Below are 14,369 nucleotides of genomic sequence, written 5' to 3' on the forward strand. Positions count from 1 at the left end.
GTTTCGGAGACAACAAAGGTAGCCCCGAAAGGATTGCCGCGGGTGGGAAAGACCGGGCAAAAGACGGGCTTGGATTGAGACGGAATCCTGCCAATGCCATTCGTATCCGAGCGGAAGGCTCGCGGCGCAACAATGTGCCAGCATCGGGAGCTGGGCGCCGATAGTAACCTGAGTAGACGCGTAAGTAATGCGCTGACAAGGGTTTGCATTTAGGTTATTATATTTGGTGAACAACCTTTGCACGCTATGCCTCATCGCCAATTCCTCATCGCCCTGAGCGTTGTCCTTCTACTGGGCAGCTCCTGTTCCAAGAGAGCCCAGGATACGCCGGCCCCTGCCGCTGAAGTATGGACGGGTCCATCTATCACCGGGCTTATTCAACCAGCAGATGCTTTGTCTGGCGTTTCACTGGCTGATAATATTACCCAGCAAACCATTGTCAGTACTAGCCCCGACAGTAAAGGGATTTATCGTTTCGATGCTGTGCCAGCCGGCACTTATATGCTCTACTTTAATTCTAAATATGGTTATGTGCGGCCCCGGCAGTTGAGTGTATCGGTGACAGCTGGCAAAACCAGCGTGGTACCCACAGTTGCAGTTATAAAGTCTACGGCGTCATTCATTGCCGATGGCAAGGTGTTTAATCCTTCTCTCGTCTGGCTATCAATCGGGTTTGATGGAAAGATTCCTCCATCACCAGGGATTTTTTCCGCTGTTTTGAGCGATGAAGAGTTTGGGTTGAAGCAAGCAACTTATCAGCTTTATCTAAGCATGCCTTATGCAGTAGCAAAAGGCACTTATGCTCTAAATGGCGCATCCGCTTATGCTATTTTTAGTGAAACCAACAAGGGGATTTTTGATTCTCGTCTCAATCCGTCCACTGTTTCATCGCCGGGCACGCTCACCATTACAGCGGTAGAAAATAAAGCTCCTTTCCCGCGCTCTGTTTCCGGCACGTTCAGCTTTACCGGAACCGACCCAGCTCTCGGCACCCAGAAAACCTTTAGTGGTTCCTTCGATAATGCCTACTTCTAGCTGCATGCTGCGCATCCCTTTGCGGTGGGAGCAAGCCTAGCGTGGCCAACTTAGGTTTATTAAGTCGTCCCGTCGCCTACTGGTGAGGGGTTTTCGTGTTGTCCTTGTGTGGAGCTTAAACAATGTAGGAACAGGTACCTCGCTTAAGAAGATAGATAGTGGCACGAAGGTATCGTGGACGGTGACATCGGGATTTGCCGGTACCACTAGGCATTTCTCAACTTCTATGGGCGCAGGATGGAAGAGTGGCCGGGCATGTTACCGATTGTTCAACGATTGGTGTAAACAGAACTCAGCCTTTCTTAAATTAATAGATTTGCCCATCCATTTATCCTACGTCCAATCCCACCCATGTCCCTCACCGTAGCCCTGCTTCGCGAAACCAAAACCCCGCCCGACAAGCGCGTGCCCCTCACGCCCAAAAAATGCGCGGAAGCCCTGAGCACTTTCCCCAACCTGCGCCTGGTGGTGCAAAGCAGCGCCGTGCGCAGCTACCGCGACCAGGAATACCGCGACCTGGGCCTGGAAGTGCGCGACGACGTGAGCGACTGCGACGTGCTGATGGGCGTGAAGGAAGTGGCCGTCGACCAGCTCATTGCCAACAAAACCTACCTCATTTTCTCGCACACGGTGAAAAAGCAGCCCGCCAACCGCAAGCTGCTGCAGGAGGTGCTGAAAAAGAACATCACGCTGGTCGACTACGAGCTGCTGACCAACGCCCGGGGCGAGCGCATCGTGGCCTTTGGGCGCTACGCCGGCATTGTGGGCGCCTACAACGGCCTGCTCACCTACGGCCGCAAGCACGGCCTGTACGACCTGAAGCCCGCCTACCAGTGCGTGGACATGGACGACATGCAGGAAGAATTTTTCAAGGTGAAGAAGCTGCCGCCCATCAAGATGGCCGTGACGGGCTCGGGCCGCGTGGCCCAGGGCGCGCTGGAGGTGCTCGACCGCATGGGCATTCGGCGCGTGAGCGTGTACGACTACCTCTACCTCGATTTCAACGAGCCCGTGTACACCCAATTGCGCAGCTCCGACTACAACCGCCGCCGCGACGGCCGGGTGTGGGACACGCCGGATTTTCATCGCAACCCGCAGGAGTACGAGTCGGCGTTTGGCACGTTTCTGCCCGTGACGGATTTGCTCATTGCCTGCGCCTACTGGCACCCGGCGGCGCCCAAGCTGTTTGAAGAAGCCGATACCCGCATGCCCGGCTTCCGCATCAACACCATCGCCGACGTGACCTGCGACGTGGACGGCTCCATCCCGACCACCAAGCGCAGCAGCACCATCGCCGACCCAGCTTTCGACTACAACCCGCAGACCGGCCAGTTGGAGCCGCCCTATTCGCGGCCCGAAAACATCACCGTGATGGCCGTGGACAACCTGCCCTGCGAGTTGCCCCGCAACGCCAGCCGCGACTTCGGCCGCCAGCTGCTCGACAACGTGCTGCCCCACCTGCTGGGCGACGACGCCGAGGGCGTGATTGCCCGCGCCACCATTGCCAAAGGCGGCGAGCTCACGCCTCGCTACCAGTATCTGGCCGATTACGTGGCCAAAACCGTGCGGGCCTAAGGCGGCGCTACATGCCCCGCAGCAACGGGTACTTGGCCTGCACCAGCGAGTACAGGCCGTAGGCCAGCAGGCCGGCGGCTACGGCGCCCAAGGCCAGCGGCCCCATGGCGGCCAGCAGGTCAAACGCTTCGTCGGTGCTGCCCACGGCGCCGGCGTGGGACTGGCGGCCGGCCTGCACCAAGAAGTAGCCGATGATGGCCACCACCACGCCGCGGGCCGTGACGCCCACCTGGCCGGCCCGGAACACCAGCCGGGCCTGCTCGGCGGTGAGGTGCTGGCCGTCGACGTCGTTTTTTAGCCGCCCCGAGAAGGCCCGGTACCCTTGAAACAGGCCAACGCCGATGACGACCATCCCCAGCACGATAAGGAGCCAGTCGCCGCCGGGCCAAGCCAGCACTTTGGCGGCCAGGCTCCGGGAAGAGTCGCCGCCTTTTTCGGCGCGGCCATTGAGGGCCAGTTTGCCGGCGTACAGGGCCAGGCCGCTGTAGAACAGGCCGCTGCATACGTACCACAGGCGCACGGCCCAGCCTTTGGCCCCGCTGCCCTTGCCCTCGGTGTCGCGAATGGCTTGGGTGAAGCGCCAGGCGATGTAGCCCAGCAGTCCCAGCGCAATCAGGCCCAGCAGCACGCTGCCGGCGGGCAGGTCCTGCAAGTGCTGCACGGCTTCCTCCTTGTCGGCGTGGGCGCCGGCGCGCCGGCCAAAGGCCGCCAGCAGCGCCAGCACGCCCATCAGTACGTACACCACCCCAATGGCCGCAAAGCCCAGCCGCGCCAGCGCCCGAATGCCGGAAGTAGCGGTGCGCGGAACAGCAGCAAGCAAAGCATCGGGGGCGGACATGGCAGCAGGAAGAAATGAAGTTGGACCGGGCCCTTCCTTACGCACCGCCGCCTACGCAGGGTTGGAAAGCAACAGCATGGGCAACAAAAAAGCCTTCCCCGTTGCCGGAAAAGGCTTTTTTGTTGCAACGCGGCGGCGTGTGCTTAGGGAAGGCGCCGGGCGTTGTTAGAGGAAAAGAGGCGCGGGCTAGAACGTGCGGTTAAACCAGTTCTTGATGTCTTCCACGGCGTGGCCGGTTTTCTCCTGCAGACGGCCAAACCACTCGTCCTGTTTGCCGTCCTCGTAGTCGAGGTCGTCATCGGTCAGCTGGCCCCACTTCTGCTTGGCTTCGCCTTTCAGCTGGTTCCAGTTGCCGCGGGCTTTCAGTTCGGTTTGGTCGTTGAGGTTATTCTGGTTGAGGTCCATGAGTGAAACAGTTGAAAAGGTAAGAAAATGTGGATGGGAAGAAGGCAATAGTTGGGCTTGTACGGCCCCGTTGCCGGGCGCGTTGAAGCCCGCCGCCGGAATGCCAGAATTTTGCACATTCCCCGTTTTTTGCAAGAGGCCCGTTTCTCAAAAAGCGTGTACATAAGTTGTCTCTACTCCAAGTGGGCAGTAGATGCTGTCGCGCACTTGCGTGCGAATGCCGGCTTTGGTTTTGTAGATGACGACGTGCGCGTATTGATTGGCGGCCGTGGTGCCGGTGGCCTCAGTCAGGTTGGAAGGGCCCGCTTCGGTTTGGGTGCCGGGCAAGTTCAGCCGCACCCCCACGCCGGTGTAGTAATTACCTCGGTGGCCTACGTACGACACCGAGGTGTAGGTGCTGTTGGTGGCCGACGCACCGGGAAAACCAGTAATCAGCACGCGCAGCTCTGCCGCCAGGCGCACCAGGTGAATGGGTTCGGTGCGCCGCGTTCCCGGTGCCAGGTTAAGGTCGCGGTACTGCTGCTCAATAATTCCGCCCTGGGTAGAGCCGTAGCCTTTGTTGTCGAAGCGCAGGCGGTAGAAGTCGGGCGCAGGTCGGAATCGGGGGTCGAACTGAAGGGTGTAGTTGCCCTCTTGGTCGGCGCTGGTGCTTTCGACGAGGGATTCTTTGACCGACGACGAAAAGATGCCGGGAACGACGGTAGCGGCCATGAGCTGCACGTGGGCGCCGGGCACGGCAGTGGCCGAGCGGTGCCCGGTCCCCACGCGGCCCGTCACCGTAATGCAGTCACCGGCCAGACACGCATCGTCTTTGGTACACCCGTTACCGGCCAGGAGGAGCACGGCACAGCCAAGCAGGCGCAACGCGTTAAAGAGGAGTGGAAAGTCCTTCATGAGATGAATGTTAACCGCTGCCATTATCGATGCCGGGCGTTGAAGCCCACCAGCAAGCTCACGCGCATGCCGTCGCGGCCCGGCACCACGGCCAGGTTCACCGGGAAGTTGACGCCGTAGGAGCGAATGGACGTGCCCAGGGCCAGCACCACGCTCGCGCCCAGCGGCGTCACGTTGGGCCCCACCCCGAACTCAAACCCCTTGGCTCCCCGGATGCCCAGCAAGCCGCTGATGCTGGGCAGAAACCGGCCTTGCTCTAAGCCGCCCACCAGCGGCACAAACTCCACCAGCCCGCTCACGCCGTTGGGCAGCCGAAACAGGCGGCTCTCGAACTGCCAGCCAAACTGCGTGATGACGGCCCCAACTTCCACGCCTTCGTCCCGGGCCTTGCCCCGCACGCCCGGCGACAGGAACGTGACGCCCACCCGCGGCCCGTCGAGCCGGATGGGTTCTTCCAGCACCGCGTCGTTGGGGTCTTGGTTGGCCACGGTGGGCACCTCTTCGGGAAAGGCGGCGCGCACGGCCGCCGGTGGGCTGGACGGCCCCGGCTGGAAAATGGTGGCCGCGTTGAGCACCTCCTTCACGCCGTTGGCATACACTATCATGAACACGTCGGTGCGCCACACGCTGATAAGCGGCCCTTCAGGGTTGTCGGCGCGGCGAAACTTTACTTCCGAAGGCGTGATTTCCACCACTTTCACCTTCAGCTCCTCCCCATTGCGCTTGGTGAGGACGTCCTGGGCCTGCGCAACTCCGCCGGCAACCAGCAGAAATAGAAAAACGAGTAAAAATGTCCGCATGGCGAGTCTGGGTTGAAGTGAAATCGTGCGTAAAGGTGGACGAATGCCCCCCTGAGCACCAGCTCATTTCTAGTTAATTCAGACTTTACGGATAGGTTATTTATAAAGGAGATAATTAAAAATCAACGTGTTGCAGATTTGATAAGGGATATTATAAATATATTAAATACAAGTTTTAATAGATGCCTAAACACAAAAAAGCCCCGCTACCCTGGTAGCGGGGCTTCTTAACTCGGCGGGCCGAGGTTATTTCTGCGGGGTGGCAGGCACTTCTTCCACCACTTTGTCGGCGGGCGTGTTGCGCACCACGGCCGTGTCGCCGGGTTCGCGGGCCATGTCGGCTTTCGCGCTGTCCACGGCATTGTCCATGGCGTCGCCAGCATTATCGGCGGTGTTTTCTACGGAATTAGCGGTTTCATCGGCTTTTTTCTCCGAGCACGACGTGGCGGTGAAGGCTCCCAGAGCGGCCACCAGGAGCAACGTTTTGAAGGACGTTTTCATTGGATTATGGGGGAAAGGAATGGTTGAAAATCGAGGTTAATAAGCCGCGGCGGCAAAAGGTAACCCGGCAAAATGCTACGGTGGAGCTTCGCCTCTCGCGTCAGCTCCACCTTACGGCGTGAGCTTTTCACTCGTTGCCAGAGCGCTGCTACGAGGCTTCGGGTAAGGAGAAATTTGCGGGTCTGAGCGCAAACAAAGTTGGTTGGCGGCGGCACCCCGCGCCGTAATTTGGCGGCATGGACGACCTGCGCACCACGCTGCTAACTCTGGGCCCCGACGAACGCCGCGACTTCGGCGTGTTCATTCAGCGGCAGCGCCGCAAGGCCGCCGGCCGGCAGGATTCGCGCCTCTACGAGCTGCTGGTGCAGCCCAAGGAACTGAAGTCGGAGCAGCTCATTGCCCGGCTCTACCCCGACGAGCCCAACCCCACCGCCTACTACGCCCTGCGCAAGCGCCTGCTGCGCCACCTCACCGACTTCCTCCTGCTGCGCCAGCGCCAGCTCGACACCACGGCCGCGGCCTCCGTGCGCGGGCAGCTCACCCTGGCGCAGTACCTCTTCGAAACCGGCATCCCGCGCCTGGCCTGGAGCACGCTGCGCAAAGCCGAAAAGCTGGCCCACGAAAACGAGCAGTACGAGCCCCTGAACGCGGTGTACAACCTGCAGATTCAGCACGCCGACTCGCCCTACGCCCCGCCGCTCGACGAGATTCTGCCCCGCTACCGCTCCAATAAAAAAGCTGCCGACGAAGAAGAGCGCGCCAACATTGCCGACAGCCTGCTGCGCCAGCGCCTGCGCGAAGCCCGCGTGCGCGGCCGGGCCGCCGTGCCGGTCGACGACATTCTGCAGAAAATCCTGGCCGAATACGACCTGCAGGAAGCCTTTGCCCGCTCGCCCTCGCTGCTGAGCCGCCTCATGTCCATTGCCCGCAACGCCATGCTGGTGCGGCGCGATTTCACGGCGTTTGCGCCATTCATCGAGCGCTGCTACACGCTCATGGAACGCCGGCACGGGTTTGCGCCGGCCCAGCGCGGGCACCAGCTCCGGCTGCTCTACATGCTGGCCCACGCCCTGTACCGTTCGCGGCGCTTCGCCGAGTCGGTGGCGTACCTGGAGAAAGGGCAAACGTTGCTGGCGGCCGGACCAGCGCGGCAGTTTGGCGAGTTCGTGCCCCGCTTCACCTTCCTGCTGGCGGCCAACTACGCCTTTCTGCGCCGCAACGCCGAAAGCATCGCGCTGCTCGAAGCCCTGTTGCGCGGCCCCAAGCCGCTCACCGCTTCCGACGACCTCACGGCCCGCTTCCAGCTTTCCTTCCACTACTTCGCCGGGGGCCACTTCGCCAAAGCCAACCAAAGCATGCTTAGCTTGGGCCGCACCGACCACTGGCTGGAGCAGCACCTGGGCCTGGAATGGATGGTGAACCGCAACATCGGCGAGCTGCTCATTCAGTTCGAGATGGGCAACTCCGAGCTGGCCCTGAGCCGCCTGCGCGCCATCGAGCGCACCTTGCGCGAGCAGTTTCCGGCCGTGCCGGCCGAGGGCGAGGCGCCCGCCGTGCCCGTGGGCGGCCCTTACAATCCCGTGTTGTTGTACCTGGCTTTCGTGCGCGAGCTGATTGAAAACCCGCCCACGGCCCGGGAGCCCGATTTTGTTAACCGGGTGGCCCACATTCCCAACTTCCTTTCGCAGGAGCGCGAAGATTTGCAGGTGCTCAGCTTCTACGCGTGGCTGCGTGCCCAAACGCTGGGCCGGCCCTATTACGACGTGCTGCTGGAGCTGGCCAATGCATAACCAAAAAGGCCCGGCGGCATCTGCCGTCGGGCCTTTCCCTGCATCGCAAGCAGAAGCGAAGCTTACTTGTTAGTGGCTTCCTTCACGTTGGCTTTGGTTTGCTCGGCCGAGCGTTTGGCGGCGTCGCCCAGGGCTTTCATCTTGGCATCGAGCTTGTCGCCGGCGGCTTCCATTTTAGCGTCGGCCTCGTTCATTTTGGCGTCGAGCTTTTGCCCGGCCGCGTCCATCTTGGCGTCGAGCTTCTGCCCGGCGGCTTCCAGCTTATCGCCGGCTTTCGCCGCGGCGGCGTCGATTTTGGCACCGGCCTCGGCGGCCGAGCCAGCGGGGGCGGTGCTGTCGGTGGTCACGGTGGTCGTGGTGGTGCCGTCGGCCGCGGTGGTGGTTTCGGCGGTTTTCTGCTCGCAGGAAGTGGCGGCGAAGGCCAGAGCGGCAGCGGCAAACAAGGTTTTGAGCGAAGTATTCATGGGAAATAAAGTGGAGGTGAAATGATACCGCTTAATTAAGCAGAGCTGTAAAAGGTAACCCGGCTTTTGGGGCGGCGACTTGATGCGGCCTCGCACGGTGCGGGCTAACTTTTTAGTCACGGCGCTAGTATAGCCCCCTACGCATCTCCCTTATTTCGCATTCTCATGGATTCAACCGCCGCCACCCCGCAGACGCCCGCCACGCCCGAAGTGCCCATGGCCGTGAGCGACCAGCAAAACACCGCGCTGCTCGACGATACGCTTACCTTTCTCACCGCCAGCACGCCCGCCAACTCCGGCCCCCAGGGCATCGTCGAAATCGAGCGCTGGGCTGCCGTGCTCGCGGCCACGGACCGCCCTGGCCTGGCCAAAATCAAGCAAGAGCTGGGCCAGCTGAGCGAGCTGCTGAGCGACTCCAAGAGCCCGGCCCACGACATCGCCGAAATCCTGGCCAGCCTGGGTGCCGAAACCGCCAAAGTGGCCGAAGAAGCCGGTGGCGACTACAACGGCCCCCTCACCAACCTGAGCAAGCTGCTGCTTAAAGCAGGCAATTCGCTCTCGCGCTAGCCTGCGCCGTCCTAACCATTGTAGCGCGAACTTTGTAGTTCGCGTCCCCGCGCCGAGTCCCACTGGTTGGGCAGGCGCGTGGCGACGCAATTACAACGTTCGCGCTACTGTTTTTTCTGATGGCCTCATTCTCCCCCGCCGACCTGCTGCCCTACGACCCCTTCGACGGCATGCGCTTCGGCCCCAACACCTGTTTTCTCAGCGGCCAGCCCGTGGGGCCCGACGACACGGTGCCTGTGTTTGCTGAGTGGCTGCAGGCCCGCTACCACCTCGCCGAGCGCCCCATCCAGCTCCTCGACCAACGCACCGTGCTCATGCAGGACCTGCGCCTGCCCGCCAGCCCCGCCGCCCGCCAACGCATCGAAGCATTGGAAAGCCGGGTGGAGGCCGCCGTCGCGCAGGGCCCGGCCGCCCTGCGCGCCCTCGGCGACGACACGCTGTTTCTCTGGATGGGCAAAATGTTCTACGGCATCTTCATCACCGAACTGCTGAACGAGTTTGAGCCGCTGATAAAGCCCAAGTACCCGCTGGCCGAAAACGCCGCGCTGGTGCGCCGTTTCCAGGCCTTCTTCCAGCTGCTACAGGGCCTGCGCGTGCCCACCGAGTACGCCGACTTTGTGCCTGGCTCCGTCTTCGTCCTCGAAGCCGACCCCACCGAGGACGTGACGCCTTTTGAGTACGACGACGACCTGAACACGCTCGTGTTCAGCATCAAGCTCGACAAGGCGGTGCTGGTGGCCTGCCTGGTCGACATCGGGCTGATTGGCCAGGCCATGGGCAAGGTATATGCCGATGCTCAGCGCCCGCTGCACCCCGTGCAGATTGCCGAGTTTAAGGCCCGGGTGTACTACGCGGCTCACCTGCTGCACGTGGTGCCCGACATCTACCCCCGCCACCCGCGCCCCGGCGACACGCAGATTGTGTACGATGCCCTCATCGACGACGTCACCGGCGCCATCTTCAACCCGTGGGAAAACAGCGCCTACACCCAAACCCTGGCCGAAATGTGGCAGCGCTGGAACATCACCCTCGCCGACGTAGTGGCCACCCCCACCGAGCCCCTCACGCTGCTGTATAACGCCGACGGCTCTCCGCGCCAGCTGAAGCACTGGCCGGTTGTATTGAATTAAAAAAGAACGGTCATGCTGAGCGAAGCCGAAGCATGACCGTTTCACAAACTATGTTTCGGTTACCATCTCACCTCCGCACTGCTCTGCTTGCGTTGCTGTTTTTGCCCCTGAACGGTTGCATCCGGCTGCTTCTCAAGCCGGGTCGGGATTTTGAGAAGTACACGCCCCCACCCGCGCCTGATTACTCCCAAGCTGCCAGCTGGGCCGCCTTGCCCACAACGCGGGATTCGGCCGATGCGGTGCCGCGCCACTCCACCTTGCGGAATGAGCAGGCCACCGCTGCCGTCGACGTATTTTTCGTGCATCCCACCACCTACTACTCGCCCCGCCACTGGAACGGCGACGTGCGCAAAAAGTGGCTGAACAAGTACACCGACCGCACCACCATCAAGCAACAGGCCAGCGTGTTCAACGCCACCGGCCGCATCTACGCGCCGCGCTACCGGCAGGCCACCCTCTTCTCCTTCCTCGACAAGGAGCCCAATGGCCAGAAAGCTTTAGAACTGGCCTATTCCGACGTGCGCGCCGCCTTCCAGTACTACCTCGCGCACTACAACCAGGGCCGCCCCTTCATCATCGCCAGCCACAGCCAGGGCACCGACCACGCCACGCGCCTACTCCACGAATTCTTCGACAAAGCCACCCCGCTACGCCGCCAACTAGTGGCCGCCTACCTCATCGGCTTCCAGGTGAAACCCAACGAATTCCTCACCATCAAGCCCTGCGCCGACTCCCTGGCCACCGACTGCTTCGTCGCTTACAACACCTCCGATGCCGGCCACGAGTCGCCCATGTTCCAGCCTAGCATCGCTGTCAATCCCCTCACCTGGACGCTCGATTCCACCCTGGCCCCGGCCAGCCTCAACCGCGGCGCGGTCAGCATCCGCTTCAAGCACGTCCACCCCAACTTCACCGATGCCCAGATTCATCACGGCCAGCTCTGGGTGCACGCGCCGCGCTTCCGTGGCTTCCCGCACTTCCCGCCCTCCGGCAAGAAGAAGCTGCGCTACTCCCGCCACATCGCCGACTACGCGCTGTTTTACATGAACATTCGGGAGAACTCGAAGGCGCGGGTGCGGGCGTGGCAGAAGCGTAATTAGGCAATTGCCAACATCACCATAAGAGGAAATAAAGCACCAAAAAAAACACCAAACGCTGAGTTACCTCCCCTTATAACAGCAAAAGTTAAAAAGGCCATATTTGCTATAAATAAAATGGCCATACCACCTCCTGAAGAAGAACTATGGTCGGTAATATTGCTCGAGGCGATTACCAAAAAAACTCCTACTACGTCTAGGATGAATGTGACAACTACCCATCCAAAAAAACGACCTACACTGAATGGGGGCGTGCTTGAAAGAGCCAATGGTTTGTGTAGGAGTTGCGAGTTGTCGTCCATGAATGAAATGTAATAAAAAAGCCCCACCGGCTCAATGCCGGCGGGGCTTTTTTATGAATTAGCAAGGGCAATTAAGCGCCGATAGCCACGCGCTTGAAGTCCGTCACGGTCATGCCTTTCGACTTGCTGTCGAGCAGCTGGGCGATGGTCATCGAGCCGTCTTTCACGAACTCCTGGTTCAGCAGGGTCTGCTCTTTGTAGAACTTGTTCAGCTTGCCTTGGGCGATTTTCTCCAGCATAGCCTCGGGCTTGCCTTCGGCACGCGCCTGCTCTTTGCCGATTTCGATTTCGCGCTCCACCGTAGCCGAGTCCACACCGTCTTTGTCAACGGCAACGGGCTTCATGGCCACGATTTGCATAGCCACGTCGCGGCCCACGGCAGCAGCGTCGGCCGAGCCCACGTTTTTCAGCGCCACGAGCACGCCTTTCTTGCTGTCGGAGTGGATGTACGAAGCCACTTTCTCGCCGGTCAGCGTCACGTAGGTCAGGTCCAGCTTCTCGCCGATTTTGCCGGTCAGGTCGGTGATGTGCTCCTGAATGGTCAGGCCATCGTCCTCTTTCACGGCTAGCAGGTCTTCTTTGGTAGCGGCGTTGGTGCGCACTGCGGCATCGAGGATGCGCTGCACCAGCTCGCGGAAGTTTGCCACTTTGGCCACCGACTCGGTTTCGCAAGCCAACGCCACCAGTTTGCCGTTGGTGCCGTCTTCGCTCACGGCCACGGCCACAAAACCTTCCGAAGTGGTGTTTTCGGCACGCTTGTCGGCGATTTTCTGGCCCGCCTTGCGCAGGATGTCGCGCGCAGCTTCGAAGTCGCCATCGGCTTCGGTCAGGGCTTTTTTGCAATCCATCATGCCGGCACCGGTCATGGTGCGGAGCTTGTTTACGTCTGCGGCGGTAATAGCGGCCATTGGAAGTAGGGGTGGGGTTGTAGAGACGCATATTTGCGTCTCCCGTTTGAACAATTGATTTAAACGTGCGGCCGATTCCGTTCTGGCGTGAGACGCAAGTATGCGTCTCTACGTCGGCCTGAAAGCAAAATAAAAAAGGGAACCTCCGGAGCCTAGCTACTCGAAGGTTCCCTTTTTTCAAAGAGCTCGGAAGGGACTATTCTTCGTCAGCAGCCGTTTTTTCGGCAATGGCAGCCTCGTCGGCTTCCTTGCGCTCGGCGTCTTCTTTGTCAACTTTGCGCTCCGACAGGCCGTCTTCGATGGCCTTGCCAATCACGCTCACGATGAGCTGAATCGACTTCGAGGCGTCGTCGTTGGCGGGAATCGGGAACTGCACCAGCTCGGGGTTCGAGTTCGTGTCGCAGATAGCGAAAACCGGGATGCCCAGCTTGTGTGCTTCTTTCACGGCAATGTGCTCGCGCTTCACGTCCACTACGAACAGGGCAGCGGGGAGGCGGCCGAGGTCGGCGATACCGCCGAGCACGCGGTCGAGCTTGGCGCGCTCACGCGACATCATCAGCTTCTCGCGCTTAGCCAGTGCGGCGTAGGCGGTGTTTTCTTTCACCATCTTGTCGATGGTGGCCATCTTCTTCAGGCTCTTGCGAACCGTGGCGAAGTTGGTGAGCATGCCGCCCAACCACCGGTCGGTCACGAAGGGCATTTTCAAGCGCTCGGCTTCCGTCGTAACGATTTCCTGCGCCTGCTTTTTCGTGGCTACGAACATGATTTTGCGGCCGCTCTTCGCGATGTTGCGAATAGCCTGGGCTGCGTAGTCAAGCGAAACCAGCGTTTTGTTGAGGTCAATGATGTGGATGCCGTTCTTCTCCATGAAGATGTACGGCGCCATTTTGGGGTCCCACTTGCGGGTGAGGTGACCAAAATGGGCACCTGCGTCGAGCAGGTCCTTATAGGTTGTCTGGGCCATGATGTATTTCCTCCTGGATTAGCGTTTCGAGAACTGGAACGAACGACGAGCCTTGCGCTTGCCGAATTTCTTGCGTTCCACCATGCGCGGGTCGCGGGTCAGGAAACCTTCCTTCTTGAGAGCAGGACGGGTTTCTTCGTTGTCGCTCACGAGCGCCTTGGTGATGGCCAGACGGATGGCTTCGGCCTGAGCCGAAATGCCGCCGCCGCGCACGTTCACCTTGATGTCGTACTGGCCGACTTGCTCGAGGATTGCCAGGGGTTGGTTCACGACGTTCTCCAGCAGTTCGTTGCTGAAGTACGACTTCATGTCCCGGTCATTGATAGTGATATTCCCTTGCCCGGCCTGCATGTAGATGCGGGCCACCGAGGTTTTTCTTCTACCAGAGGTGTTGGTAATTGCCATTTAGTGGAAAAATAAAAGCGTAAGCCGGCGTTGGCTTACAGGTTGGTCAGTTCGATGGCCACGGGCTGCTGGGCCTCGTGGGGGTGCTCGGTGCCGGCGTACACGTACAGGTTGCGGTACTGTGCGGCGCCGAGGCGGTTGTCTTGCAACATGCCTTTCACAGCGTGCTCAATTACACGACGCGAGTCGCGGGCCATTTGCTCGCGCACGGTGCGGCGCTTCTGGCCGCCGGGGTAGCCCGAGTGCGTGATGTAGACCTTCTCGGTCATTTTCTTGCCCGTTACGCGCAGCTTGTCGGCGTTGAGCACGATGACGTTGTCTCCGCAGTCCGAGTTGGGGGTGAACGAAGGCTTGTGCTTGCCGCGCAGGATGTTGGCAATTTGGCTGGCAACGCGGCCCAGCGGGGCCACGCTGGCGTCTACGATAACCCAGCTCTTCTGGGCGTTGGCCTTATTGACGTGGGTCGTCTTGAAGCTCAGGTGGTCCATGAGTCGAAAAAAAGGTATGCTAAACTATTGAATAAGAGTACGGAGCCGCGAAGGCTTCGGGAAAAACGGACACAAAGGTACTGATTTATGGGGAAATAGCCAAAAGTGTCGGAATAGTTTTCTGCTGCCCTCCCCGGGCACCCGGTCTGGCGGTAGCCGGGCCGGGTGCGTCCCACATTGCCCACGCGTACATTTGAGGCTTATTA

Annotated in this window: 17 protein-coding genes; 6 read left to right on the forward strand and 11 right to left on the reverse strand. The window is 60.3% G+C overall.

Annotated features, from left to right (window positions below):
* Positions 1–246: 246 nt before the first annotated feature.
* Together JAO73_RS07935 and JAO73_RS07940 are read left to right on the forward strand one after the other, a co-directional pair.
* Positions 247–1,035, forward strand: coding sequence for a DUF6252 domain-containing protein (locus tag JAO73_RS07935; RefSeq protein ID WP_198976548.1), 789 nt, complete (start codon positions 247–249; stop codon positions 1,033–1,035).
* Between the two features lie 351 nt (positions 1,036–1,386).
* Positions 1,387–2,610, forward strand: a complete 1,224-nt coding sequence (locus JAO73_RS07940) for an NAD(P)-dependent oxidoreductase (protein ID WP_198976549.1) — start codon at positions 1,387–1,389, stop codon at positions 2,608–2,610.
* 7 nt (positions 2,611–2,617) lie between these two features.
* On the opposite strand, the gene JAO73_RS07945 is transcribed toward JAO73_RS07940, so the two are convergent.
* The 5 genes from JAO73_RS07945 to JAO73_RS07965 all read right to left on the reverse strand — a co-directional run bounded on the left by JAO73_RS07945 (position 2,618) and on the right by JAO73_RS07965 (position 6,048).
* Positions 2,618–3,448 carry a DUF1206 domain-containing protein gene (locus tag JAO73_RS07945; RefSeq protein ID WP_198976550.1) on the reverse strand — a complete coding sequence of 277 codons (831 nt, stop codon included), beginning with the start codon at positions 3,446–3,448 and terminating at the stop codon, positions 2,618–2,620.
* A 186-nt stretch (positions 3,449–3,634) separates the two neighbouring features.
* Positions 3,635–3,853, reverse strand: coding sequence for a CsbD family protein (locus JAO73_RS07950; RefSeq protein ID WP_198976551.1), 219 nt, complete (start codon positions 3,851–3,853; stop codon positions 3,635–3,637).
* A gap of 147 nt (positions 3,854–4,000) precedes the next feature.
* Positions 4,001–4,747 (reverse strand): hypothetical protein, encoded by a 747-nt coding sequence (locus JAO73_RS07955; RefSeq protein WP_198976552.1) that lies wholly within the window; start codon positions 4,745–4,747, stop codon positions 4,001–4,003.
* Between the two features lie 23 nt (positions 4,748–4,770).
* Positions 4,771–5,547, reverse strand: coding sequence for a hypothetical protein (locus tag JAO73_RS07960; RefSeq protein ID WP_198976553.1), 777 nt, complete (start codon positions 5,545–5,547; stop codon positions 4,771–4,773).
* A gap of 246 nt (positions 5,548–5,793) precedes the next feature.
* On the reverse strand, positions 5,794–6,048 hold the full coding sequence (locus JAO73_RS07965; protein ID WP_198976554.1) for a hypothetical protein: 255 nt from the start codon (positions 6,046–6,048) through the stop codon (positions 5,794–5,796).
* A 236-nt stretch (positions 6,049–6,284) separates the two neighbouring features.
* Between JAO73_RS07965 and JAO73_RS07970 the strand changes: the two genes are divergently transcribed.
* Positions 6,285–7,838: a tetratricopeptide repeat protein gene (locus JAO73_RS07970; protein WP_198976555.1), complete on the forward strand. Its 1,554-nt coding sequence runs from the start codon at positions 6,285–6,287 to the stop codon at positions 7,836–7,838.
* A 62-nt stretch (positions 7,839–7,900) separates the two neighbouring features.
* Here JAO73_RS07970 and JAO73_RS07975 read toward each other — a convergent pair whose 3' ends face one another.
* The gene (locus JAO73_RS07975; RefSeq protein ID WP_198976556.1) at positions 7,901–8,302 is read right to left on the reverse strand and encodes a hypothetical protein; all 402 of its coding nucleotides are present in this window, start codon (positions 8,300–8,302) and stop codon (positions 7,901–7,903) included.
* Positions 8,303–8,467: 165 nt separating this feature from the next.
* On the opposite strand from JAO73_RS07975, the gene JAO73_RS07980 reads away from it, so the two are divergent.
* From JAO73_RS07980 to JAO73_RS07990, 3 genes are all read left to right on the forward strand, one after another.
* Positions 8,468–8,869 carry a hypothetical protein gene (locus JAO73_RS07980; RefSeq protein WP_198976557.1) on the forward strand — a complete coding sequence of 134 codons (402 nt, stop codon included), beginning with the start codon at positions 8,468–8,470 and terminating at the stop codon, positions 8,867–8,869.
* A 119-nt stretch (positions 8,870–8,988) separates the two neighbouring features.
* Positions 8,989–9,999, forward strand: a complete 1,011-nt coding sequence (locus JAO73_RS07985) for a hypothetical protein (RefSeq protein ID WP_198976558.1) — start codon at positions 8,989–8,991, stop codon at positions 9,997–9,999.
* Between the two features lie 101 nt (positions 10,000–10,100).
* Positions 10,101–11,099, forward strand: coding sequence for a DUF3089 domain-containing protein (locus JAO73_RS07990; RefSeq protein WP_198976559.1), 999 nt, complete (start codon positions 10,101–10,103; stop codon positions 11,097–11,099).
* Here the strand turns inward: JAO73_RS07990 and JAO73_RS07995 are convergent.
* The 5 genes from JAO73_RS07995 to rplM all read right to left on the reverse strand — a co-directional run bounded on the left by JAO73_RS07995 (position 11,096) and on the right by rplM (position 14,163).
* Positions 11,096–11,398 (reverse strand): hypothetical protein, encoded by a 303-nt coding sequence (locus tag JAO73_RS07995; protein WP_198976560.1) that lies wholly within the window; start codon positions 11,396–11,398, stop codon positions 11,096–11,098. The two genes, JAO73_RS07990 and JAO73_RS07995, sit on opposite strands and share 4 nt — an antisense overlap.
* Before the next feature lie 71 nt (positions 11,399–11,469).
* On the reverse strand, positions 11,470–12,306 hold the full coding sequence (gene tsf / locus JAO73_RS08000; protein WP_190924984.1) for a translation elongation factor Ts: 837 nt from the start codon (positions 12,304–12,306) through the stop codon (positions 11,470–11,472).
* A gap of 196 nt (positions 12,307–12,502) precedes the next feature.
* Positions 12,503–13,270 carry a 30S ribosomal protein S2 gene (rpsB, locus tag JAO73_RS08005; RefSeq protein WP_190924986.1) on the reverse strand — a complete coding sequence of 256 codons (768 nt, stop codon included), beginning with the start codon at positions 13,268–13,270 and terminating at the stop codon, positions 12,503–12,505.
* An 18-nt stretch (positions 13,271–13,288) separates the two neighbouring features.
* The gene (rpsI, locus tag JAO73_RS08010) at positions 13,289–13,675 is read right to left on the reverse strand and encodes a 30S ribosomal protein S9 (RefSeq protein ID WP_046246877.1); all 387 of its coding nucleotides are present in this window, start codon (positions 13,673–13,675) and stop codon (positions 13,289–13,291) included.
* Between the two features lie 35 nt (positions 13,676–13,710).
* Entirely contained in the window at positions 13,711–14,163 is a 453-nt protein-coding gene (gene rplM / locus JAO73_RS08015; RefSeq protein WP_190924988.1) for a 50S ribosomal protein L13, read from the reverse strand.
* Between the last annotated feature and the right edge of the window lie 206 nt (positions 14,164–14,369).

The sequence above is a fragment of the Hymenobacter miniatus genome, from assembly GCF_016427455.1.
In the GTDB taxonomy this organism is placed as follows: Bacteria; Bacteroidota; Bacteroidia; order Cytophagales; family Hymenobacteraceae; genus Hymenobacter; species Hymenobacter armeniacus.

Bases quoted from the DNA above. Each gene is read 5' to 3' on its own strand.
- JAO73_RS07985 (WP_198976558.1), top strand. From the start codon at position 8,989: ATGGCCTCATTCTCCCCCGCCGACCTGCTGCCCTACGACCCCTTCGAC.
- JAO73_RS07955 (WP_198976552.1), bottom strand. From the start codon at position 4,747: ATGAAGGACTTTCCACTCCTCTTTAACGCGTTGCGCCTGCTTGGCTGT.
- JAO73_RS07970 (WP_198976555.1), top strand. From the start codon at position 6,285: ATGGACGACCTGCGCACCACGCTGCTAACTCTGGGCCCCGACGAACGC.
- JAO73_RS07975 (WP_198976556.1), bottom strand. From the start codon at position 8,302: ATGAATACTTCGCTCAAAACCTTGTTTGCCGCTGCCGCTCTGGCCTTC.
- JAO73_RS07995 (WP_198976560.1), bottom strand. From the start codon at position 11,398: ATGGACGACAACTCGCAACTCCTACACAAACCATTGGCTCTTTCAAGC.
- JAO73_RS07950 (WP_198976551.1), bottom strand. From the start codon at position 3,853: ATGGACCTCAACCAGAATAACCTCAACGACCAAACCGAACTGAAAGCC.
- JAO73_RS07980 (WP_198976557.1), top strand. From the start codon at position 8,468: ATGGATTCAACCGCCGCCACCCCGCAGACGCCCGCCACGCCCGAAGTG.
- JAO73_RS07960 (WP_198976553.1), bottom strand. From the start codon at position 5,547: ATGCGGACATTTTTACTCGTTTTTCTATTTCTGCTGGTTGCCGGCGGA.
- rplM (WP_190924988.1), bottom strand. From the start codon at position 14,163: ATGGACCACCTGAGCTTCAAGACGACCCACGTCAATAAGGCCAACGCC.
- rpsB (WP_190924986.1), bottom strand. From the start codon at position 13,270: ATGGCCCAGACAACCTATAAGGACCTGCTCGACGCAGGTGCCCATTTT.
- rpsI (WP_046246877.1), bottom strand. From the start codon at position 13,675: ATGGCAATTACCAACACCTCTGGTAGAAGAAAAACCTCGGTGGCCCGC.
- JAO73_RS07945 (WP_198976550.1), bottom strand. From the start codon at position 3,448: ATGTCCGCCCCCGATGCTTTGCTTGCTGCTGTTCCGCGCACCGCTACT.
- JAO73_RS07965 (WP_198976554.1), bottom strand. From the start codon at position 6,048: ATGAAAACGTCCTTCAAAACGTTGCTCCTGGTGGCCGCTCTGGGAGCC.
- tsf (WP_190924984.1), bottom strand. From the start codon at position 12,306: ATGGCCGCTATTACCGCCGCAGACGTAAACAAGCTCCGCACCATGACC.
- JAO73_RS07935 (WP_198976548.1), top strand. From the start codon at position 247: ATGCCTCATCGCCAATTCCTCATCGCCCTGAGCGTTGTCCTTCTACTG.
- JAO73_RS07940 (WP_198976549.1), top strand. From the start codon at position 1,387: ATGTCCCTCACCGTAGCCCTGCTTCGCGAAACCAAAACCCCGCCCGAC.